The organism is Salinicoccus sp. RF5, assembly GCF_020786625.1.
Taxonomy (GTDB): Bacteria; Bacillota; Bacilli; order Staphylococcales; family Salinicoccaceae; genus Salinicoccus.
This window is the reverse complement of sequence record NZ_JAJGRC010000001.1, coordinates 716240-737650: the sequence shown is the minus strand read 5'-3', so window position 1 is coordinate 737650 and position 21411 is coordinate 716240. Positions and strand designations below refer to the sequence as shown.

The following is a 21411-nucleotide window of genomic DNA, read 5'->3' as shown; positions in this document are numbered from 1 at the left end:
TGCAGAATAATGCATGGTGTTAAGAAAAAAACTTGACAGAAAACCTTGTTGAAGGTACAATGTTTTTTGTGCTCATAAGAGGTGAAACTATATGAGATGGTCATTAACACAGCTTAAAAAGTTTAATCAGGAATCAATCGCTGTAAATGAAAAGGTCCAGTTCGGAGAGATCACAGACCGCAAGGATGTAACCTCCATCGAGGAAACTTCTGTAGAGGGAGAAATCCATGTCCGGAATCGACAGATTTCGGTCGATCTTACGATAGATACAGTGGTTAATATGCTCGATAGCCGTACTTCTGAAGATATAGAAGTACCCCTTCACATCGAATCGAAAGAAATATTCGATGAAGAGGCGGGCGAAGACGACGAACTGGCTGAAAATGTTCATCCAGTGACCCACACTTTGGATCTGGAGCCCGTTGTCCGTGAACTGATTGTGGTCAATATCCCATTCGTCATCACGAAGAGTGATGAGGCGCTGACCGGCGGCAAGGAATGGTCCGTCATGACGGAAGAAGAGTTGACGCAGGAGGAAGAGGACGTGGATCCGAGACTGGCAAAGTTGAAATCGCTGCTAGACGACAGTGAGAATAAGGAGGAATAGACATGGCAGTACCAAAAAGAAGAACCTCAATTACACGCAAAAGAAAACGCCGTACGCACCTGAAACTTTCAGTGCCTGGTATGGTGGAATGCCCAAACTGTGGAGAAATGAAACTTTCCCACCGTGTATGTAAAGAATGCGGCAGCTATAAAGGTGAAGATGTCGCAGCAAACTAATTGATGCGATCATAAAAGTCGCTGGTGGAACGAGTCCACCAGCGACTTTTTTATTTTATGGATGATTGGTCTAGTTGAGTACATAGCCTTCCGGATACCAGATAAGCGGATCTTCGGACATATCGCGTTCGATGTCGTATTTCAGCGGCTCAAAGCCATGGCTCTCGAAGAATCCGCGGGAGTTCTGCCGGCTGATCGCCTTGATCGGGATGCCGTAGCTTTTGGCATAGTCGATCAGCTTGCTGCCGAAGCCGCGTCCCCTGTATTTTTCAAGGACTTCAAGCTTCCAGATGACCATATAGTCATGCGGAGGATCGAAGATCGGTGCATGTTCATCCTCCCTGCGGTAGAGGCACATGCGTGCGGCCAGCGTATCGCCGACATAGATGCCGTAGAATGGGGAATCCATATTGGCGTCGATCATGTTGCCTTCGAGTTCCTTGACCATCTGGAGCTCCTGGGCGCCATACTCACGGAACTTCTTGAAATCTTCTGCTGTCTTGTAATTGATTGCTAGATGCTTAACTTCTGACATTTTCCTCTCTCCTTTGATTTCATTATAGTATACATCTTCAAAACCGTTCAATTGTTTTATATGCCTATAATATTTATAATTTAACTTAATACCCCCGAAGAAGGAGACGAATTATGGAAATTGAATGTTTGGATTTCGCACAGGATGAATTTACACAACGATTTAATGGCAGGGAACAGGACGTGCACTCATTCTATGAAGACCTCTCCTATGACGCGGAGAGTCTGAAAAAGGTATGGGAAAGGCCCGCCCACCCCCATACTGAGGCACTTGCCGATATCATCGAGGAGGAAATGGCGGGCTACGGACTGAGTGGGGCGCAACGCGAGAACCTGGAGAGGCTCAGGCAGGGCAACCGTGTCGTCATCGGCGGCCAGCAGGCCGGCCTGTTCATGAGTCCGAGCTACATCGTGCACAAGATCATCACGCTCCTCGTAATGGCGGAAGAAGTCAGGGAGGGCCACGGCTATGAAGCAGTGCCCGTATTCTGGATAGCGGGGGAGGACCATGATTTTGACGAAGTGAACCACACCCATGTCTACGACCAGGCACACAGGAGGCGCAGGAAGATTGCCTACAAGCCGAACCTGACAGTGCCGATGAGCCTAGGATTCTATAAGTATGACCGTGGGGATATGAAGGCCACCCTCGATGCAGTCGTCGAGGAATGTGGGGATTCTGGATTTTTGAGGAGCAGGAAAGCGGCCATCATGGAGATGATCGAGACCCATGAATATTGGACTGAACTTTTCCATGCTCTTGTCCACGATGTATTCAGCGAAGAGGGGCTGATCATCTTTAATGCCCACAGCAGTGCAGTCCGCAGACTTGAAGTCCCGATGTTCAAGGAGATGCTGGAGCGTCATGATGAGATCGACCAGGCGTTCAGGAGCGGCCAGGCGGCTTTCGGTGCCGCATGCAGCCTGGCTCCGATGATCGAGACGGATACGAATGTTCACCTATTTACAGGTTCCGAGGAGAACAGGACGCTGCTGGTGTACGACGCGGACGGATACGCCACCGACAAGGGAGTGGTTTCCAAGGACGAACTGCTTGCAAGGCTTGAGGAGTCACCGGAGACATTCAGCAACAATGTCGTTACACGCCCGCTCATGCAGGAGATGGTCTTCAATACACTCATCTTTGCCGGTGGCGGGGCTGAGGTGAAGTATTGGGGCGAGCTCCATGAAGCCTTCAGGAAGATGGAGGTGCCGATGCCGATTGTGGTGAAGCGTATGGAGATCATCCATGAAGACATGCGTCTGCGCAAACTCATGGACAAATACGAACTTGAAGTCTCCCATCGTCTTCATGAGGATGTGGAACGGAAAAAGAAAGAACTGCTCGATGATGCGACCGACGCCTCCTTCCTGAAGGAAGTGGATGATATGCAGGCAAGGCTTGAAAGCGACTATGATGCAGTGGGGGCGGCATCCGAACGCACCCACCGCCACCTGATCGAAGCCAACCTGAAAGCCCACCGGAAACAGTTCGACTACCTGAAACGGAGGTATCAGCTGGAAGTCAGACGGACGCTCCGCCACCAGCTGAATGACCTGGAAGAGGTGGCTGAAAGGATCCTGCCGGGCGGCAGCCTGCAGGAGCGCATCTACCACCCATGGATGTTCCCTGGAATCGACCCTTCCACCCTGTCCTATACAACACAGCTCACCATCATCAAGGGCGTCTAGCCGAAAGACAGCTTTCATTGGATATGAAAGCTGTCTTTTTTCTGTTCTGGTAATTAAATTCACTGGATAGCATATAATTTGTGGTACAGAGTGGGGAGATGTGGTAAATTATTTGTATAGGCGAGGTGATTTGATGTTCATGGGAGAATTCAAGCATCAGCTTGATGCAAAGGGGCGCCTGATCGTCCCGAGCAAGTTCAGGGATGACCTGAATGGCCAGTTCATCATCACCCGGGGCCTTGATCAGTGCCTATTCGGATACACATTGGAGGAATGGGCGCAGATAGAAAAGCGGATGAGTGCTCTGCCACTGACGAAAAAGGACGCCAGAAAGTTCATGAGGATGTTCTTTTCCGGGGCAACCGAAGTCGAAGTGGACAAGCAGGGCAGAATCAATATTCCAACGAACTTAAGAGAGTACGCCGATCTGACCAAGGAATGTACGGTCATCGGGGTCTCCCACAGGATTGAAATATGGAGCACAGAGAAATGGGACTCCTTCTACGAGGAATCGGAATCCCATTATGAAGACATAGCAGAAGAACTAATTGACTTTGACTTATAGGATGTGAGGATATGTTCAGGCACGATACCGTTCTATTGGAAGAAACAGTGGACGGTCTTAATATCCGTCCGGACGGCATCTATGTCGATGCCACTCTCGGTGGCGGAGGGCATAGTGCCTATATCCTTGAACAATTGACAACAGGACACCTGTACGCATTTGATCAGGATAGTTGGGCGATACAGAACGCGCAGGAGAGATTTGAAGGCATCGGGAACCTCACGCTTATACATTCCAACTTTGAACACCTAAAGGAAGAACTGTCCAGCCGGGGGATCACGGGAGTGGATGGCATACTATACGATTTGGGCGTATCCAGTCCACAGCTGGATATGACGGAAAGGGGCTTCAGCCATTCGAAGGAAGCCAGACTCGACATGAGGATGGACCAGAGCCAGTCCCTCGATGCCCATGAAATCGTGAATACATACACTTACGAGCAGCTGGTGGGCATCTTCTTCAGATACGGCGAAGAGAAGTTCTCGAAAAAGATTGCAAGGGAAATCGAGCGTGTCCGCAAGGAGAAACCGATAGAAACGACCACTGAGCTTACGGAAATCATAAAGTCGCAGATTCCGCATAAATTCAGAAGGACGGGCGGGCATCCTGCCAAGCGCGTGTTCCAGGCACTGAGAATTGCAGTGAACGATGAGCTGGGAGTATTCGAGCGGTCGCTCGAACAGGCGATCGATCTGCTGAACAGGAAGGGGAGGGTATCCGTAATAACTTTCCATTCCCTGGAAGACCGGATATGCAAGCAGATGTTTGTGGAATATGAATCCGGGCCCGAGCTCCCGCGTAACATGCCGATCATTCCCGAAGCCTACGAGCCCATCCTGAAGCGGGTCAACAAGAAGCCGATTGTTGCAGACGATACGGCAATAGAAGGCAATCCACGTGCGCGCAGTGCAAAGTTGAGAATTGCTGAGAAGCAAAAATAGGGAGTGTTATTATGGCAGTAGAACGCTATCATCAGACCCTGCCGCGTCCGCATACAGAACAGGATCCGGCCCAGGGGACCAGAAAAGCCAGCCGCGTTGTTGGACTCAAGAAATTCGAGACGCTCGTATATTTGATGCTGTTTGCCCTGATTGCAGCAGTGGCGGTCTATGTACTGTCATTGAAGATGGAAGCCTATTCCCTGCAGACGGAGAAGACCCAGGTGGAAAGTGAAATAGCAGTCATGGAGGGTGAAATCGGCGAGCTCAAGACCGAAGTGACCGACCTTGCCTCCTATGACAGGATCTATGAAAAAGCAAATGAACTCGGGCTGGATCTGGACAATGGAAATGTAAAGGTTGCTGAGAAGTATGGCAAGGATTAGAATCAGGCTTGGTGAGAAAACTAAAACGCTATCAGTTGGTGCGCTCCTAATCTACCTTGGTATAGGAGTGCTTTTTCTATGCATATTTTGGCAGTTCAGCTATCTCATGATAAACAAGACGCTGGATGATGAGGACCTCGTTGCCCATGGCCATGACAAGTTCAGCCGCACCGCAGTGAACGAAGGTCAACGTGGTGAGATACTCGACAGGGAAGGCAACGTTCTGGCGAGCGATATGGAAGCATATCGGCTTGCGCTGATTACGGATTCAGACTATCCGAACCATGTGACCGATTCAAAGGAGACCGCCGAGGCACTGGCGGCGATCATCGATATGGAAGCATCCGAAATACAGGAGCGGATTGAAGAAGGCATAGAGGAGGAACGGTTCCAGGTCGAGCTCGGCAAGAAGGGACGGGATATCTCCTACAACCAGAAGAATGCGCTCGAGGATGCAAAAATTCCAGGCCTCGTCTTCGAGGCGGAGACCAAACGCTTCTATCCGAACGGGGACTTCGCCTCCCACCTCATCGGCTATGCAGAGAAGGGCGAGGAGTCGGATGGACTGGATGGCCAGCTTGGACTGGAGCGGGCCTATGACGACCTTCTGCAGGGGGAGGACGGCACGACGGACTACACGCAAGACCTGTGGGGGTACATCGTGCCAGGCACCGATACAGTCGAACCGCCGAAGGATGGAGCAGATATGAAGCTGACCATCGACTCCAATATCCAGCTCTACCTTGAAGAGTCCCTGGATACCATGGAGGAGCATTTTGAGCCGGAGGAGCTGTTCGCCGTCGTTGCGGATGCAGAAAGCGGCGAGATACTGGCGAGCGGCCAGCGTCCTTCATTCAACCCGAGGACCCGGGAAGGGTTCGGCAACAGCTGGCTCAACATGCTGTATCAGCACTCATTCGAACCGGGGTCGACCTTCAAGGTGTTCGGTCTGGCTGCAGCCATAGATGCAGGCGTCTATGATCCCGACGCAACATTCGAATCGGGTTCGTTCGATGTCAATGGCCATACCATCTATGACTGGGAAGAGGAAGGTTGGGGAAACATCACCTACAACGAAGGGATGCAATATTCCTCCAATGCCCTGATGATGATACTGCAGGATAAAGTCGGTGAGGATGCGATGCTCGACTACTACCGCAAATTCGGGTTCGGCGAACCGACCGGTTCCGAATTCCCGAATGAACAGTCCGGCACCCTCGCATGGGACGATCCACTGCAACGGAAGACGACTTCCTTCGGACAGACATCGACCGTCACCCCGATCCAGATGATCCAGGGGATGACTGCGATATTGAATGATGGCAAGATGAAGAAGCCATACGTGGTCGAATCGATTACTGACAGCGCCACCGGCGAAGTGCTCCATAAGGGTGAAGAGTCGGTGGTGCGCCAGGTGATATCCGAAGAGGCGGCCCAAAAGACCCAGGAAGAGATCAATACATTCGTCGGCGGCTCGATGGAGAGGAATCCGCAGTATCAGCTTGATGACTACGAAGTTGCAGGAAAATCGGGTACTGCCCAGGTGATCGATCCTGAAGGCGGCGGCTACATGGATGGGCCATATGAATTCCTGACATCCTTCATCGGCTATGCACCGGAAGATGACCCTGAAGTCATCGTCTATTATGGTGTGAAGCTCGCTTCGAAGAACAAGCAGGATACTTGGGACATCGGTGTCATGCCGGGGTTCAACCCATTGATGGAGCGGACGCTGAAATACCTGAACGTCGGAGGGGCCGAGGGAGAACAGTCGGCTGAGGTCACCGAAGTCGGGGACTACAGCGGCAAAAAGCTTTCAGAAGCTGCCCCGGCATCCGCCGACACGATACAGACCATCGTCGTCGGTGATGGGGAAGAGATTATCGACCATCATCCAAAAAATGATAGACTATTACCATATGAAACCTTCTTCGTGAAAACCGAAGGGGAAGCAAAGATGCCTGACCTTACAGGATTATCCAAACGGGAGGCAATCATGTTTGGAACATTCATGGATATGGATGTATCCACAGAGGGCGAAGGATATGTGAAATCACAGTCCATTGCACCGGGTACTGTACTGGGTGATGAAGCAGCAGTCGAATTCACCCTGTCATCCAATGATCCAGCAGACTAGAGGAGGACACAATGAGCTACTTATTTCTATTCATCGCATTTATCTTGACGGCCATTCTGGTGCCGTTGACAATTCCGCTGCTGAAGCGGATGAAGTTCGGCCAATCCATCAGGGTGGAAGGGCCGCAGAGCCACCAGGTGAAGACCGGTACGCCGACGATGGGGGGGCTGACGTACCTCATTCCTGCAATCGTGCTGTCGGTCATCGCCCTGCCGCTGGTCGATGATGCCTACAAGATGCTGGTCATGGTGATCGTCACCGTAGGCTTCGGGCTGATCGGCTTCATAGACGACTACATCATCGTCGTCAAGAAGGACAACAAGGGACTCTCTTCCAAGCAGAAGTTCCTGGCCCAGATCGTGGTTTCCGTAATCGTCTACTTCATCATGACCCGGGCGATTCCGGATATTGCAGCAGGCATCCATATCCCGGGCACGGATTTCGACATTCCGCTCGGTGTACTGTTTGTCCTGTGGATCGTCTTCTGGCAGGTCGGCTTCTCGAATGCGGTGAATCTGACGGACGGCCTCGACGGCCTGGCAACAGGACTTTCGATCATTGCATTTTCAAGTTTTCTCGTCATCGCTTGGACACGCGGGGAAATGGAGATCGTCCTTTTCCTGATGATCCTGATCGGTGCGCTGGCAGGATTTCTGATATACAACAAATATCCGGCGAAGCTCTTCATGGGAGACACGGGGTCGCTTGCGCTGGGCGGCATCATCGCCACCGTCTCGATCATGCTGAATGAAAGTCTTTTGCTGCTGCTCATCGGAATCGTCTTCGTCATAGAGACGGCTTCCGTGATGCTGCAGGTTGCTTCATACAAGATGACGGGCAGAAGGATATTCAAGATGACACCGATACACCACCATTTCGAGCTCAGTGGCTGGAACGAATGGAAGATCGTCCTCGTATTCTGGACGGTGGGCATAGTGGCAGGCGCAATCGGTGTGCTATTGGGGGCGTTATAGAATGGATACAGGCGGTTTTGAAAATAAGAATGTGATCGTCCTCGGCTACGGCAGGAGCGGACGGAGCGCAGTATCGGCCCTGGCATCACTCGGTGCAAACATCACACTGACGACAAATGAAGTCATCGCGGACGAAAAGATCAGACAGACGCTCAAGGGCTGGGGCGTCGAGATAGTGGATGGCCACCACCCGGCCAGCCTGCTTAATGATGCGGAACTGATCGTAAAGAATCCGGGCATCCCATACACGATCCCTTTCCTTGAAGATGCGGCGGCACGGGGGATACCGGTCATCACAGATGTCGAGCTCGCCTATCATATGTCGCCCGCTCCGATCATCGGCATCACAGGGACGAACGGGAAGACCACGGTGACGCACCTGATCGGCGAGATGCTCGAACGCTCAGGTCTGTCGCCGATACTCTGCGGCAATATCGGCTATCCTGCTTCGGAAGCAGTGCGGGAGGCGACGGCGGAGGATATCCTTGTCATGGAGCTTTCCTCATTCCAATTGATGGGCATCAGGGGTTTTTGCCCGGATACCGCAGTGTTCACGAACATCTATGAAGCGCATATCGACTATCATGGATCGAAGGAAGCCTATGTCCAGGCGAAGATGAACCTCGTCTCCAATATGGATGCATCTCAGACCGTCATCTTCAATGGCAGGCAGAAGGAAATGCTCGGGGGGCATCCTGGCCTGCATGTGGAATACTTTGCAGCTGAAGGCGACCATGAAGCGTGCATCAAGGACGGTGTCATCGTCCATAAGGGCACACCGCTGATCCCCCTCGATCAGGTGAAGCTGCAGGGGGCCCACAACCATGAAAATATTCTGGCGGCCATCCTTGCGGCGAAGAACCACGGGGCCAGCGACGCCGGTATCCGCGAGACGCTGTTGCACTTCGGCAGCATCCCCCACCGCATGGAATATCTTGGGGAGCACAGAGGTGCCACCTATTACAACGACTCCAAGGCGACGAACAACCTGGCCACGACGTTTGCGCTGGAGAGCTTCCAGGCGCCGGTCATCTGGATTGCAGGGGGGCTCGACCGCGGCCAGTCCCTCGACGGGCTCATCCCTTCGATGGACAGCGTGGCCATGATCATCACTTTTGGTGAGATGAAGGAGAAGTTCCAGGAGCTCGCCGAGCGGACCGGGAAGGCGGTCGAACTGGCCGAGCACCCCCATGATGCAGTCATCAAGGCAGCACAGCATGCAGAGGCGGGGGATGTGGTACTGTTCTCGCCTGCCTGTGCAAGCTGGGACCAGTACAAGGACTATGAAGCACGGGGAGACCACTTCAAAGAAGGATTCAGCACGCTCGGTAAATGAAGGAAGGGGGTGGGCCGATGAATGGAAAATCCGATTTAGAAGAAATGAAGCAGAAACTGAAGCGTTCGACGGAACCATCCCGTGGACGGTTGGATGAGCGGCTGGCTGCCGGCTCCTCTTCGGGAGACGCCGAAATGGATCCAGGAGAAGACACGACAGCGCACAGTGCCACATTCCATCAGGAGAAGAATGAAGGCACCCGCCCCCCGGGCCCTCATCATGATGTGGATGAAGAAGAGATAGAGACCTATGCGCCGAAGGAGAAGCAGAGGGATGCACCAAAAAAACAGAAGCGGAAGCGCCCCCGTCCGAAGTTTACCCGGACGCACTTCTACCTCATGCTGCTGATGCTCCTTATATTCCTGGTCGGACTGCTCATCTGGTACGTGGCGAGCAGTGCCAGTGAAGTGAAGAATATAGAAATCAGCGGCAACCAGCTCATCAGTGATGAGGAAGTGGAGGAGCGCCTGCAGTTCGGCACAGGTGACAGGATGTTCAGCGCGAACCTGTCCCGGGCGACCGAAAACATCGCGATGCTGCCCGCTGTCGAAGAAGTGGAGATAGAGCGGGAGTGGTGGAACACCATCAATGTTTCCGTGACGGAATACCAGGCCGTCGGATATGTCGCCAACAACAGCGACTACTATCCGGTCCTTGAAAATGCCCAGGTGCTGCGCGGCTATCCCTCTACTCCGGGTTCGGCGCCAATCCTGCACTATTTTGAAGGCCGTGAATTCGACCGGATGGTGGAGAGCCTGAATGATATAGAGCCGGACATCCGGGAAGGCATCTCGGAAATCTACTACCGTCCATCGGAAAATTCCTCGACACGCATCCACATGTTCATGAACGACGGTCAGGAGATCGTCGCCGATTACCGTACGATAAACGAGAAGATGAATTATTATCTGAGCATGCGTGAGGAGATCGGCGATCCGCAATCCGGCCTCATCGATCTGGAGATCGGCAGCAGCTTCCTGCCATATGGCAGCGACGAAGCTATGGAAGTGAAGGCGGGCATCTACGAGGCGCCTGTCCAGGCACCATACATCGAAGAGGTGAATCAGGCCCTCGGAGATGTGAAGGAGAGCCTTTCAAATATCGGGGAAGCAGAAGACGGGGAAGAATGATTCCTCGTCTGTTTTTATACTGGACTATTCAGTGCAAATAGTTCACAATATAAAAAGTATAATGTAAACTATATGATAGATACAGCTGAAACAGGCTTGCTAGGAGGCAAATGAGTTGAAGGAACATTATTATGTTGCCCTGGATATCGGTTCCGCGAGTGTGAAGGCGGTCGTTGGTGAGAAATTCCATGATGGCGTCAACATCATAGGCACTGGCCAGACCTTCACGGATGCAATATCCAAAGGGAAAATAAAAGATTTTGATCTGGCGAGAAATGCAATTATAGATACGGTCAAAAAAGCAAAGATCTCATCCGGTGTGGACATCGATGAAATCTTTTTAAAAATGCCCATTACTGAAACTGAATTCAAGATCGGAGAAGAGGAACTGCGTTTTGGCGGCAACTCCACAGAAATCAATGGTACGCACATCGAAGACCTCCTCGAGACCCTCCGTGAGCGCGAAGTCCACAGTGACAGGGAAGTCATCACGGTCTATCCCATCCATTTCAAGGTCGATGACCTGCATGAAGTGATGGATCCGAAGGAAATGATGGCGACGCAGTCGCTGTTCGTCCGGGCAGGCATCATACTGATGAACAGGACACTCCTGATGAACGCGGTCAAATGTGTCGAAGATGCAGGACTGACAGTCCTTGACGTCTATTCCGACGCAGTCAACTATCAGCATGTGCTGAGCGAATCTGAAGTCGAACTCGGCGGTGTGGTCATCGACATCGGTGCAGACCTGACCCAGTTCGGCTATTATGAGCGCGGCACAGTAAAGTATGCAGACAGCATCCCCGTCGGAGGCAACCATATTACGAATGACCTCTCCGAAGCATTCAACACGACTTTCGAAGCAGCCGAAAAGGCGAAGCAGCAGTATGGCCACGCCTTCTACGACCTCGCATCCTCAGAGGATATCGTCAGGCTTCCACAGCGGGACGGTGAACCGGACATCGAAGTGACTCCAAAAGATCTTGCGGACATCATCGAGATGAGACTGGAAGAAATGTTAATGACCGTGTTCGAAGCACTTCAGGAGCAGCGCATCACAAAGGTGAATGGCGGCTTTGTCGTAACGGGCGGCACCGCAAACCTGCTCGGTGTCAAGGAGCTCCTCCAGGATCTCGTATCCGAGAAGATCAGAGTCCATATTCCAAAGCAGATGGGTGCACGCAAGCCGGAATTCTCAAGCGTCATTTCCACAGTATCCAGTGGAATAATGTTTGATGAACTCCTTGAGTATGTTACAATTGATAATTATGGTACGGAGTCGAAAAATACTGTAGATTCAAGTGATGGAGAGGCTTCAGGAAGCTTCTTCACAGGTCTTTTCAATAAACGCAAAGAGCAGAATACCCATCAGCTGGAACAGGGCGAGACTTACAAGTTCCCGTCTGAAGCATCCCGCGGGGGGCAGCCGGCTGAAGAGGAGTATTCCGACTACGCATATGATGAGGAACGCTCGGATGAAAAGGTCACCCGACGCTCCGAAGAGACAGGCCAAGGCGAACAGAAAGACTACCGTGGATATATGAAGAAGCTCTTTAAAAATTTGTTTGAGTAAGATGAATGACTGGGAGGAAATGAAAAATGTTAGAATTCGAGCAAGGGTTTAACCATATGGCAACATTAAAAGTTGTCGGCGTCGGTGGCGGCGGCAACAACGCAGTCAACCGGATGATTGATGACGGCATGCAGAATGTCGAGTTCATCGCAATCAATACAGATGGACAGGCTTTGAACCTGTCGAAGGCAGAATCCAAGATCCAGGTCGGTGAAAAACTGACACGCGGTCTCGGCGCAGGTGCCAACCCGGATATCGGGAAAAAGGCTGCTGAAGAATCCAGGGAACAGATTGAAGATGCGATCCAAGGCGCAGACATGGTCTTCGTCACTGCAGGAATGGGCGGCGGAACAGGCACCGGCGCAGCACCGGTTGTAGCCAAGATCGCTAAAGAGATGGGTGCACTGACGGTCGGCGTCGTTACACGTCCATTCTCCTTCGAAGGCAGAAAGCGCCAGACGCAGGCTTCTGCAGGCGTCGATGCAATGAAGGCTGCGGTCGACACACTCATCGTCATCCCGAACGACCGTCTTCTGGATATCGTGGACAAATCCACACCGATGATGGAAGCGTTCAAGGAAGCGGATAACGTACTGAGACAGGGTGTCCAAGGCATATCCGACCTCATCGCCGTCAGCGGTGAAGTGAACCTCGACTTCGCAGACGTCAAGACGATCATGACCAACCAGGGATCCGCACTCATGGGCATCGGGGTCTCCAGTGGTGAGAACCGTGCCATTGAAGCGGCCAAGAAGGCAATTTCGAGCCCGCTCCTTGAAACTTCCATCGTGGGTGCGCAAGGTGTCCTGATGAACATTACAGGCAGCGAGTCACTGTCACTGTTCGAAGCACAGGAGGCTGCGGACGTAGTACAGGATGCGGCAGATGAAGACGTCAACATGATCTTCGGTACGGTCATCAATCCGGAACTGGAAGATGAAATCGTCGTTACGGTCATCGCGACCGGCTTCAATGAGAAATCGGTGAACCGCACGCCCGAACGTGAAGAGAAGAAGGAATCATTCACCTATCCGACTTCCCCAAGGGAAAGCGCGCCTGAACGTGAACCGGAACCGAGGGAAAGCAGTGCACAGGATGACGATTACGAAGTGCCTACGTTCTTGAGGAACCGCTCAAGACGCAGACGATAGAAATAAGGTATAAGTCAGAAAGGCACGCCTTTCTGACTTATTTTTTGAGGTGTAACGGATGAAATTCTTAGACCATACGCATCATGTAGGAAACCGGGATGGAGATGTCCTGTTCGGCTATACAAAGAGGACCGGCGGAAGGAGCAGCTATCCATCCGGGAGCTTCAATATGGCCCTCTACATCGGTGATGATGCAGCAAATGTACATCATCATCAGGACCGTCTCGGTGCGGCAGCCGGCTTTCCGCCGGAACGCTGGGTGATGCCGATCCAGAAGCATGGCGGCAATATAGAGGAAGTAACCCTGGCGGATGCAGGTACGAATGTCAGAGAGTTGTCCGATCAGCTTTATGATGTGGACGGCCTGTATACATACGACCCGGGAATCATGCTTGCCATGAATTACGCAGACTGCGTCCCCATCTATATATGGAGCAGGAGCAATGGCTTCACCGCACTTGTCCATGCGGGTTGGCGCGGCACATCACACGGAATCATCAAAAGGATGATCGAGCGCTATGAAGGGGACCCGAAAGATCTCACAGTGGTCATCGGGGTCGCGATAAACGGCCCATGCTATACAGTGGACGCGCGCATCATCCGGGCACTTGAAGACGCAGGGCTGCCGGAAGGGGCAGTCGATGCACATGATGAAGGATTCGACCTTGATCTGAAGGCCGTAAACCGGCATCAGGCATTGAATGCGGGCGTGGACGCGCGCCATATCCATGTATCAGCGCTTGGTACAGAGGATCTGGACCGTTTCTTCTCCTATCGGCTGGAGAAGGGGAAGACCGGTCGTGCACTTGCATTTATCGGGAGGAAGAAAGATAATGATAAAGGATAACTATGAACAGCTGAAAAAGGAGATCGGTGATGCCGTGACATTGATTGCGGTGACGAAATACCACTCCATAGACGAGACACTCGAAGCCTATGATGCAGGAGTCAGGCATTTTGGCGAGAACCGTGTGGAGGGGTTCCTTGAAAAGCGGGAGGCCCTTCCAGAAGATGCGGAAGTCCATTTCATCGGTACGCTGCAGTCGCGCAAGGTGAAGGATATCGCAGGCCATCTGAACTATCTGCATTCCCTGGACCGGGAAAGTGTCGCCAAAAAAATTGAACAATACAGTGAAAATGCTGTAAAATGCTTTGTACAGGTCAACGTATCAGGAGAAGCGTCCAAGCATGGGCTGTCACCGGAGGAAGTCCCCGGCTTTCTGGAGGCGATGGAATCCTACAGTAATGTAACGGTCATCGGTCTGATGACCATGGCGCCGCATACAGAGGACGAATCCGAAATCAGTGCGGTATTCGAACGTCTCGCAGCACTGCGGGATTCTCTCAGGACAGGCAACCACGGGAATATCCAGGTGGAGGAGCTGAGCATGGGGATGAGCAATGATTATGGCATTGCGATCCGGCACGGTGCTTCATATGTCCGTATTGGCAGCAAATTAATGGGAAGCAGGTGAAGACCATGGCCATCAAAAAGTTTTTCAAGGATATCTTCATCGTGGAGTATGAAGAGGATGCGCCCCCTAAGGAACAGAAGGAGTCTAAGGCAGGCGGCAATGCCAAGGTGACGCGGCTCGAGCAGTCCAAAAAAGGGCGTCCGGAAAGCATGGGACAGTCTGTTGGGTCAGCTCAGTCCAAACCGCAGTCCAAACCGCAGAAAAAGGAATCCATTTCCCCATCCTTCCGTAAGACGGAGCGCAGGCAGTCCAGCAGCCAGCGGCAGGAGAAGGACAAAAAAGCCATTCAGAAGGAAAAGGAGACGACGTTGATGAGTGCTGAAGCAAGCAATACGAAAGTATGTCTGTTTGAACCGAGGGTCTTTTCCGAAACCCAGGATATTGCTGATGAACTTAAGAATGAACGCGCGGCACTTGTCAATCTGTCGAAGGTGGACCACGGACCGAAAAAGCGCATCGTCGACTTTCTGAGTGGTACGGTCTATGCACTGGATGGAGACATCCAGAAGGTGGGTGCCGATATCTTCCTGTGTACACCGAACAGCGTAGGTGTAGAAGGAGAAATCAGCGAAGATAAAAATCAAACTGAAGAAACGTAAGGAGAATGATTTTGGACAATCAATTAATTATAGAAGTACTAAGTTTCATCCAAAGCTTCATCAATACCATATTTCCCATCTTCTTCTGGGGGCTCATCATCTACATCCTGAGCTCCTGGCTGCCGGGGCTCAGGGAGTCGGCCTTCGGACAGATACTCGGGAAGATCTATGAACCGATACTCGAACCTTTCAGGAAGATCATACCTCCGCTCGGCGGCGTGCTAGACCTCTCCCCGATCATTGCGATCATCGTCATGCAGCTGTTCCTGAGCGGACTGAATGCAATCTTCAACACCATCATCACTTCATTGTATTAAATATTCACGAAAAGGGGCGCTCATGTGGACTATTGTCCGGATGGGCGCCCTGATTGCAATCTACAGGAGGCCTCGCTGTGAAAGAGATCTATCAGCACTTCAGAAAAGAGGAGCATGAAAAGATAACCATGCTCAATGGAAAATTTGAAATTGCAGCACGCGACTATTACCCCATCCTGCTCGACTTCCTCGATCCAAGGGAGCAGATGATCGTCACAAGCCTCGCAGGACTCCACTCCGGTCTCAGGGTTGAATTCTACGGTGGACCGGGGAGACGGGAGCGGCAGCGGGCGATGATCGTTCCGGATCTGCTGGAGGTGTCCGAGGCGGATTTTGAAATTATCGTCTTCGAACTGGAGTATCCGGAAAAATTCGTCAAACTGACCCACCGCAACATATTGGGTGCCGTGATGAATGTCGGTGTGGACCGCTCCCTGATCGGCGACATTGTAGTAGGCGGAAAGATCCAGTTTGCCGTCGCTGCCCCGTATGCTCCGTTGTTCCATCAGACCTTGACCCGGATACGGAATGCGCCTGTCGTACTGACGGAGGTGCCGCACGAATCATTCATCGAACCAGTGGATGACGGGAAGCCGATGTCCATACTCGTCGCCTCCTTCAGACTGGATGCCATCATCTCCGAGGTCATCAAAGAAGGGCGTGCCAAGTCGAAGGCGCGTGTCGAGAAGGGCAAGGTCAAAGTCAATCATTCGATTGTTGAGAATCCTTCATTTATAATGGAAACTGGTGATACGGTATCCATCCGTCATTTCGGACGCTTCAAAGTCACGCAGCTGATTGCGGAGACGAAGAAGGGCAAGTACCGGCTTGAGGTTAGAGTCTACAGGGATGGGTAATACACAACTGAGGTGAAAATTATGGATAGAGAAGAAGCGGTGAACCGCAAGTTTCCGACAGTATACCGGGGTCTCGATGAACAGGAAGTCCGCGCGCATCTCAGGAACATGCAGGAAGAAATCGACAGGCGGGACGAGAAGATCAGACAGCTTGAAGGCATGCTTGATGAGAAGGAAGAAAATCTGAACAGCTTCAGAAACGTCGAAACGAGCATCAACGAGGCGATCCTGACCGCCCAGCGTGCAGGGGACGAAGCGAAACGCACCGCCCAGGCACGGGCCGAGGAGATCATCCGTGCGGCTGAAGCGGAGCGTGAACGCGTTGTGGATGAAGGTCTCGCGCGTGCCCGTCATATCGCCAATCAGACGGAAGATATGAAACGCCAGTCGAAAATATTCCGTGCACGCTTCAAGATGCTTGTCGAAGCGCAGCTGGATCTGCTGAAGTCGGATGACTGGGACTATCTGCTCGACTTCGATAAGAATCTCGAGCATCGCGTGGATGATCTGGAAGCGGTGGAGAAGAAACAGGACGAATGAGATGTTGACGGATCAGCGGATATTTAGCATAATAATAGTATTGTTAGACATGCAGACGTCATTATAGATCAAGCGACCGGAGGAGGGTGGAAGCTCCGGCACACAGTGGCGGTCTTGATATCACTAATGATTTATCTTCATATCTGAATCGAGTGGACTCTGGACCGGAGTCAATTAGGGTGGTACCGCGGATTTTTTCGCCCCTGTTGACGACGCTCCGGAGTTTTTTATTCCAACAACCAAAAATAGGAGAAGGAGCTAGGAAAAATGGATTATAAAGATACACTGCTCATGCCGAAGACAAAATTCAAAATGCGTGGAGGGCTCATCAACAAAGAGCCTGAAATGCAGAAGAAGTGGCAGGAAGACAAGCTTTACGAAAAGAAATTGAAACTGAATGAAGGCAATACACCATATGTACTGCACGATGGCCCGCCATATGCCAATGGTTCGCTCCACATGGGGCATGCGCTCAACAAGATCATCAAGGACATCATCATCCGCAACAAGCAGATGCGTGGATACTATGCGCCATATGTCCCGGGCTGGGATACGCATGGACTGCCGATCGAACAGGCACTGACGAACAAGGGTGTCGACCGCAAGAGCATGACGACCGAAGAGTTCAGGAACAAATGCATCGAGTTCGCCAACACCCAGATCGACCAGCAGCGTGAAGGGTTCAAGCGCATGGGCATTGATGGGGAATGGGACAATCCATACCTCACATACAAGCCCGAGTTCGAAGCGGCGCAGGTGCGTGTGCTGAAGGACATGGTCGAAAAGGGCCTGATCTACAAGGGCAAGAAACCGATCTACTGGTCTCCGGTTAATGAATCCTCACTGGCGGAGGCGGAACTTGAATACAAGGATAAGCGTTCCCCGTCCATCTATGTCGGCTTCGAAGTCGAAGATGGTAAAGGTGCAGTGGACAAAGGTGTCCAACTCGTCATCTGGACGACGACCCCGTGGACGATTCCGGCCAACCAGGCGGTTGCGGTCCATCCTGAACTGAACTATGTGCAGTTCGGCTACGAAGGGAAGGAATACATCGTGGCGGAAGATCTGCTCGACCATTTCCTTGAAGAAGTGGATTTCGACAAGGACAAAGTGACCCGGACGAAGGAATTCAAGGGAGAGTCACTCGAGTATGTCACTACAAGCCACCCGCTGTTCGACCGCACAAGCCTCGTCGTCCTCGGTGACCACGTAACGACGGATGCCGGTACAGGCTGTGTCCACACGGCGCCGGGACACGGGGACGATGACTTCGTCCTCGGCCAGAAGTACGACCTCGAGGTACTGAGCCCCGTGGATGACAAAGGTGTCTTCACCGATGAAGCGGGCAAATACTCCGGACTCTTCTATGATGAGGCGAACAAGGTCATCACGGAAGATCTCGAAGCGAGCGGCACGCTGCTGAAGCTGAACTTCTATACGCACTCCTACCCGCACGACTGGCGTTCAAAGACACCGGTCATCTTCCGTGCGACACCACAGTGGTTCGCATCGATCAAAAATGTCAGGGAAGATATCCTGCAGGCGGTCATGGATACGAAGTTCCAGGTGCCATGGAACCAGAAGCGGATGTACAACATGATCAAGAACCGCGGCGACTGGGTCATCTCCCGCCAGCGTGTATGGGGGGTGCCGCTGCCATTCTTCTATGCAGAAAACGGCCAGGAGATCGTCAATACGGATGTCATCGAACACGTGGCGCAGCTTTTCGAAACGCACGGCTCGAACATCTGGTTCGAATGGGATGCCAAAGACCTTCTGCCTGAAGGCTATACGCACGAAGGCTCCCCGAACGGTGAGTTCACGAAAGAGATGGACATCATGGACGTCTGGTTCGACTCCGGCTCCACACACCGCGGTGTGCTGGCGACGCGCGACTACCTGACATACCCGGCGGACCTCTATTTCGAAGGTTCCGACCAGTACCGCGGATGGTTCAACTCCTCCATCATCACAAGCGTGGCGACCAAAGGCATTGCGCCATACAAGGAACTGCTCAGCCATGGCTTCGTCATGGATGGGGAAGGGAAGAAGATGTCGAAATCCCTCGGCAACGTCATCCTGCCTGAGAAGGTGATGAAGCAGATGGGTGCCGACATCATCCGCCTGTGGGTCATGTCCTCCGACTTTGAAGAGGATGTCAGGATTTCTGACGATATACTGAAGCAGGTCTCCGAAGTCTACCGCAAGGTCCGGAACACATTCCGGTTCCTGCTCGGCAACGTTGCGGATTTCAATCCGAATGAAGATGCTGTGGCATATGAGGACATGAAGGAAGTCGACCAGTTCATGATGCAGCGCTTCAACGAGATGGTCAACCTGATGCGCGACTGCTATGACCGCTACGACTATGTGTCCATGTACCAGTCGCTCCAGAACTTCATCAATGTGGATCTTTCGAACTTCTATCTGGACTACGGCAAGGACATCCTCTACATCGAGAATGAAGATGCACACATCAGACGCAGCATGCAGACTGTGCTCTACAGGATCCTTACCGAATTGAACCGTCTGCTGGCACCTGTACTCGTGCATACGGCAGAAGAGATTCATCAGCATACGCCATATGTGGAGAAGGAGAGCGTCCATCTGGAATACCTTCCGGAAGAAGCGGAAGTGGATACGGCACTCGTCGAAAAATGGAAGCACTTCATGGATGTCAGGGATGATGTGCTGAAGGCACTTGAGGAAGCACGGAATGAGAAGGTTATCGGGAAGTCGCTCGAAGCCAAAGTCCATGTGACCGAACCCGAAGGCATGAGCTATGACGAGATCAATGGTGCACTGACGCAGCTCTTCATCGTCTCCCAGGTGGAAGTCGTCGATTCACTGCCGGACGGAAAGCGGTATGATCACATCAGCGTGAAGGTCGAACATGCCGAAGGCACACGCTGCGAGCGCTGCTGGAACTATTCCACAGCCGAATCCATCCACGGCGGCGATGATGACATCTGTCCAAGATGTCGTGAAGTTGTCGACCAGATGTAGGGGGCTCCCATGAAATCATACAGACTCATCCCGATGACGCTTATTGGGCTGTTCATATTGGGTCTCGACCAGTTCACCAAATATCTGGTCGTCCGCTTCATGGAGGAGGGGGAGTCGATTCCAGTACTCGGCAAGTATCTGGAACTGACTTCCCACCGCAACAGCGGCGCTGCCTGGGGGATGTTCCAGGGACAGATGATCTTCTTCTATGTGGTGACGGTGGTCGTGCTGGCCATACTGGTCTATGTGTATATCAAGGAAGCGAAGGGCAATTTCCTCCTTCAGCTGGCAATCGTCATGCTGATGGCGGGCTCGCTCGGCAATTTTATAGATCGTATTTTATTTCAGGAAGTCGTCGATTTCATCGATGTACTGATCGTATTTTATGATTTTCCGATTTTTAATGTCGCGGACAGCGCCTTGACGATTGGTGTCATACTAATGCTTTTGGAATTCTTCTTTACAGGAAAAGGTGACAAGGATGCATGAAATTACAGTAAGTGATATGGACAGTGGCCAGAGGATCGACAGGTTGCTTGCAGAACAGCTCGAAGACACATCCCGCAGCGATATGCAGGGACGCATCAGGGATGGACTGGTGAAAGTGAACGGTGGAACGGTCAAGCCCAACTACAAGGTCAAGAAGGATGATGTGGTGACTGTTGAAGTGCGGGAGCTTGTCGAGGCGGACATTGTGCCCGAGGATCTCAATCTTGATATCGTCCATGAGGATGATGAAGTGGCGGTGGTCAACAAGCCGAAGGGCATGGTGGTCCACCCGGCTGCGGGTCATCCGTCAGGCACCCTGGTGAATGGACTGATGCATCAGCTGGACAACCTTTCCGGCATAAACGGGGAACTCCGCCCGGGCATCGTCCATCGTATCGACAAGGATACGAGCGGCCTCCTGATGGTGGCGAAGGATGATGTGACGCACCGGCATCTCGTGGAGCAGCTGGTGGAAAAGAGCGTGACACGGAAATATACAGCACTGGTGCACGGCACGATCCCGCATGATAAGGGGACGATCGAGGCACCGATCGGCAGAAATCCGAAAGAGCGTCAGGAGATGGCCGTCGTCGATGACGGCAAGGAAGCCGTCACACACTTCAATGTGCTGGAGAGGTACAAGGATTTCACACTGGTGGAGTGCATACTGGATACAGGACGCACCCACCAGATCCGTGTGCATATGAAATATATCGGTTATCCGCTTGCCGGCGATCCGAAATACGGACCGAGGAAGACGCTTGAGACAGAGGGGCAGATGCTCCATGCAGGCGCGCTCGGATTCATTCATCCGAAGACCGGAGAATATCTGGAATTTACTGCGCCGCTGCCGGATCAGTTCGAGGATGTACTGGAAACATTGACGCCGCTTTCAGAATAATACTTGACTTTAGAAATCTTTAAGTCTA

22 protein-coding genes are annotated in these 21411 nt (G+C 52.1%); 21 read left to right on the top strand and 1 reads right to left on the bottom strand.

The features are described from left to right. The first annotated feature begins 91 nt into the window (after positions 1 to 91). Positions 92 to 607: a YceD family protein gene (locus LLU09_RS03905; RefSeq protein ID WP_040105715.1), complete on the top strand. Its 516-nt coding sequence runs from the start codon at positions 92 to 94 to the stop codon at positions 605 to 607. A 2-nt stretch (positions 608 to 609) separates the two neighbouring features. Next, on the top strand, positions 610 to 783 hold the full coding sequence (rpmF, locus tag LLU09_RS03900; RefSeq protein WP_031548420.1) for a 50S ribosomal protein L32: 174 nt from the start codon (positions 610 to 612) through the stop codon (positions 781 to 783). A 70-nt stretch (positions 784 to 853) separates the two neighbouring features. On the opposite strand, the gene LLU09_RS03895 is transcribed toward rpmF, so the two are convergent. Further along, positions 854 to 1318, bottom strand: coding sequence for an N-acetyltransferase (locus LLU09_RS03895; RefSeq protein WP_228310543.1), 465 nt, complete (start codon positions 1316 to 1318; stop codon positions 854 to 856). Between the two features lie 113 nt (positions 1319 to 1431). Here LLU09_RS03895 and bshC point away from each other — a divergent pair, with 113 nt between their 5' ends. From bshC to LLU09_RS03800, 19 genes are all read left to right on the top strand, one after another. After that, positions 1432 to 3009, top strand: coding sequence for a bacillithiol biosynthesis cysteine-adding enzyme BshC (gene bshC, locus LLU09_RS03890; RefSeq protein ID WP_228310542.1), 1578 nt, complete (start codon positions 1432 to 1434; stop codon positions 3007 to 3009). A gap of 133 nt (positions 3010 to 3142) precedes the next feature. Next, positions 3143 to 3574 carry a division/cell wall cluster transcriptional repressor MraZ gene (gene mraZ, locus LLU09_RS03885; protein WP_040105712.1) on the top strand — a complete coding sequence of 144 codons (432 nt, stop codon included), beginning with the start codon at positions 3143 to 3145 and terminating at the stop codon, positions 3572 to 3574. Positions 3575 to 3585: 11 nt separating this feature from the next. Beyond that, positions 3586 to 4515, top strand: coding sequence for a 16S rRNA (cytosine(1402)-N(4))-methyltransferase RsmH (rsmH, locus tag LLU09_RS03880; RefSeq protein WP_228310541.1), 930 nt, complete (start codon positions 3586 to 3588; stop codon positions 4513 to 4515). Between the two features lie 11 nt (positions 4516 to 4526). Further along, on the top strand, positions 4527 to 4898 hold the full coding sequence (gene ftsL, locus LLU09_RS03875; RefSeq protein WP_094905866.1) for a cell division protein FtsL: 372 nt from the start codon (positions 4527 to 4529) through the stop codon (positions 4896 to 4898). Beyond that, positions 4885 to 7035, top strand: a complete 2151-nt coding sequence (locus LLU09_RS03870; protein ID WP_228310540.1) for a penicillin-binding transpeptidase domain-containing protein — start codon at positions 4885 to 4887, stop codon at positions 7033 to 7035. Before ftsL ends, LLU09_RS03870 begins: the two co-directional genes overlap by 14 nt. Before the next feature lie 11 nt (positions 7036 to 7046). Further along, a complete protein-coding gene (gene mraY, locus LLU09_RS03865; RefSeq protein ID WP_228310539.1) occupies positions 7047 to 8009 on the top strand; it encodes a phospho-N-acetylmuramoyl-pentapeptide-transferase in 963 nt (320 codons plus the stop codon). A gap of 1 nt (position 8010) precedes the next feature. Next, a complete protein-coding gene (gene murD / locus LLU09_RS03860; protein WP_228310538.1) occupies positions 8011 to 9345 on the top strand; it encodes a UDP-N-acetylmuramoyl-L-alanine--D-glutamate ligase in 1335 nt (444 codons plus the stop codon). 17 nt (positions 9346 to 9362) lie between these two features. Continuing rightward, positions 9363 to 10475, top strand: coding sequence for a cell division protein FtsQ/DivIB (locus LLU09_RS03855; RefSeq protein ID WP_228310537.1), 1113 nt, complete (start codon positions 9363 to 9365; stop codon positions 10473 to 10475). A 115-nt stretch (positions 10476 to 10590) separates the two neighbouring features. Continuing rightward, complete coding sequence (gene ftsA, locus LLU09_RS03850) at positions 10591 to 12048, top strand: cell division protein FtsA (protein WP_228310536.1); 1458 nt, start codon at positions 10591 to 10593, stop codon at positions 12046 to 12048. Between the two features lie 26 nt (positions 12049 to 12074). Beyond that, positions 12075 to 13199, top strand: a complete 1125-nt coding sequence (gene ftsZ / locus LLU09_RS03845; protein WP_228310535.1) for a cell division protein FtsZ — start codon at positions 12075 to 12077, stop codon at positions 13197 to 13199. Positions 13200 to 13257: 58 nt separating this feature from the next. After that, entirely contained in the window at positions 13258 to 14046 is a 789-nt protein-coding gene (locus LLU09_RS03840; RefSeq protein WP_228310534.1) for a purine nucleoside phosphorylase YfiH/LACC1 family protein, read from the top strand. Beyond that, positions 14033 to 14674, top strand: coding sequence for a YggS family pyridoxal phosphate-dependent enzyme (locus tag LLU09_RS03835; RefSeq protein ID WP_255620622.1), 642 nt, complete (start codon positions 14033 to 14035; stop codon positions 14672 to 14674). The genes LLU09_RS03840 and LLU09_RS03835 overlap by 14 nt, the downstream gene beginning before the upstream one ends. 5 nt (positions 14675 to 14679) lie before the next feature. Continuing rightward, a complete protein-coding gene (locus LLU09_RS03830; RefSeq protein ID WP_228310533.1) occupies positions 14680 to 15273 on the top strand; it encodes a cell division protein SepF in 594 nt (197 codons plus the stop codon). A gap of 11 nt (positions 15274 to 15284) precedes the next feature. Further along, the gene (locus LLU09_RS03825) at positions 15285 to 15590 is read left to right on the top strand and encodes a YggT family protein (RefSeq protein ID WP_084217710.1); all 306 of its coding nucleotides are present in this window, start codon (positions 15285 to 15287) and stop codon (positions 15588 to 15590) included. Between the two features lie 77 nt (positions 15591 to 15667). Continuing rightward, complete coding sequence (locus LLU09_RS03820) at positions 15668 to 16447, top strand: YlmH family RNA-binding protein (protein WP_228310532.1); 780 nt, start codon at positions 15668 to 15670, stop codon at positions 16445 to 16447. 21 nt (positions 16448 to 16468) lie between these two features. Continuing rightward, a complete protein-coding gene (locus LLU09_RS03815) occupies positions 16469 to 16987 on the top strand; it encodes a DivIVA domain-containing protein (RefSeq protein ID WP_094905856.1) in 519 nt (172 codons plus the stop codon). A 267-nt stretch (positions 16988 to 17254) separates the two neighbouring features. Beyond that, entirely contained in the window at positions 17255 to 19993 is a 2739-nt protein-coding gene (gene ileS, locus LLU09_RS03810; RefSeq protein WP_228310531.1) for an isoleucine--tRNA ligase, read from the top strand. Positions 19994 to 20002: 9 nt separating this feature from the next. Continuing rightward, complete coding sequence (gene lspA, locus LLU09_RS03805) at positions 20003 to 20482, top strand: signal peptidase II (RefSeq protein ID WP_228310530.1); 480 nt, start codon at positions 20003 to 20005, stop codon at positions 20480 to 20482. Continuing rightward, on the top strand, positions 20475 to 21383 hold the full coding sequence (locus LLU09_RS03800; RefSeq protein WP_228310529.1) for an RluA family pseudouridine synthase: 909 nt from the start codon (positions 20475 to 20477) through the stop codon (positions 21381 to 21383). The genes lspA and LLU09_RS03800 overlap by 8 nt, the downstream gene beginning before the upstream one ends. The last annotated feature ends 28 nt before the right edge of the window (positions 21384 to 21411 follow it).

Coding starts and splice junctions, on each gene's coding strand:
- LLU09_RS03870 (WP_228310540.1), top strand. CDS start 4,885: ATGGCAAGGATTAGAATCAGGCTTGGTGAGAAAACTAAAACGCTATCA.
- LLU09_RS03830 (WP_228310533.1), top strand. CDS start 14,680: ATGGCCATCAAAAAGTTTTTCAAGGATATCTTCATCGTGGAGTATGAA.
- rsmH (WP_228310541.1), top strand. CDS start 3,586: ATGTTCAGGCACGATACCGTTCTATTGGAAGAAACAGTGGACGGTCTT.
- ftsL (WP_094905866.1), top strand. CDS start 4,527: ATGGCAGTAGAACGCTATCATCAGACCCTGCCGCGTCCGCATACAGAA.
- LLU09_RS03905 (WP_040105715.1), top strand. CDS start 92: ATGAGATGGTCATTAACACAGCTTAAAAAGTTTAATCAGGAATCAATC.
- LLU09_RS03815 (WP_094905856.1), top strand. CDS start 16,469: ATGGATAGAGAAGAAGCGGTGAACCGCAAGTTTCCGACAGTATACCGG.
- mraY (WP_228310539.1), top strand. CDS start 7,047: ATGAGCTACTTATTTCTATTCATCGCATTTATCTTGACGGCCATTCTG.
- lspA (WP_228310530.1), top strand. CDS start 20,003: ATGAAATCATACAGACTCATCCCGATGACGCTTATTGGGCTGTTCATA.
- murD (WP_228310538.1), top strand. CDS start 8,011: ATGGATACAGGCGGTTTTGAAAATAAGAATGTGATCGTCCTCGGCTAC.
- LLU09_RS03895 (WP_228310543.1), bottom strand. CDS start 1,318: ATGTCAGAAGTTAAGCATCTAGCAATCAATTACAAGACAGCAGAAGAT.
- bshC (WP_228310542.1), top strand. CDS start 1,432: ATGGAAATTGAATGTTTGGATTTCGCACAGGATGAATTTACACAACGA.
- rpmF (WP_031548420.1), top strand. CDS start 610: ATGGCAGTACCAAAAAGAAGAACCTCAATTACACGCAAAAGAAAACGC.
- LLU09_RS03840 (WP_228310534.1), top strand. CDS start 13,258: ATGAAATTCTTAGACCATACGCATCATGTAGGAAACCGGGATGGAGAT.
- LLU09_RS03800 (WP_228310529.1), top strand. CDS start 20,475: ATGCATGAAATTACAGTAAGTGATATGGACAGTGGCCAGAGGATCGAC.
- mraZ (WP_040105712.1), top strand. CDS start 3,143: ATGTTCATGGGAGAATTCAAGCATCAGCTTGATGCAAAGGGGCGCCTG.
- ftsZ (WP_228310535.1), top strand. CDS start 12,075: ATGTTAGAATTCGAGCAAGGGTTTAACCATATGGCAACATTAAAAGTT.
- LLU09_RS03835 (WP_255620622.1), top strand. CDS start 14,033: ATGATAAAGGATAACTATGAACAGCTGAAAAAGGAGATCGGTGATGCC.
- LLU09_RS03855 (WP_228310537.1), top strand. CDS start 9,363: ATGAATGGAAAATCCGATTTAGAAGAAATGAAGCAGAAACTGAAGCGT.
- ileS (WP_228310531.1), top strand. CDS start 17,255: ATGGATTATAAAGATACACTGCTCATGCCGAAGACAAAATTCAAAATG.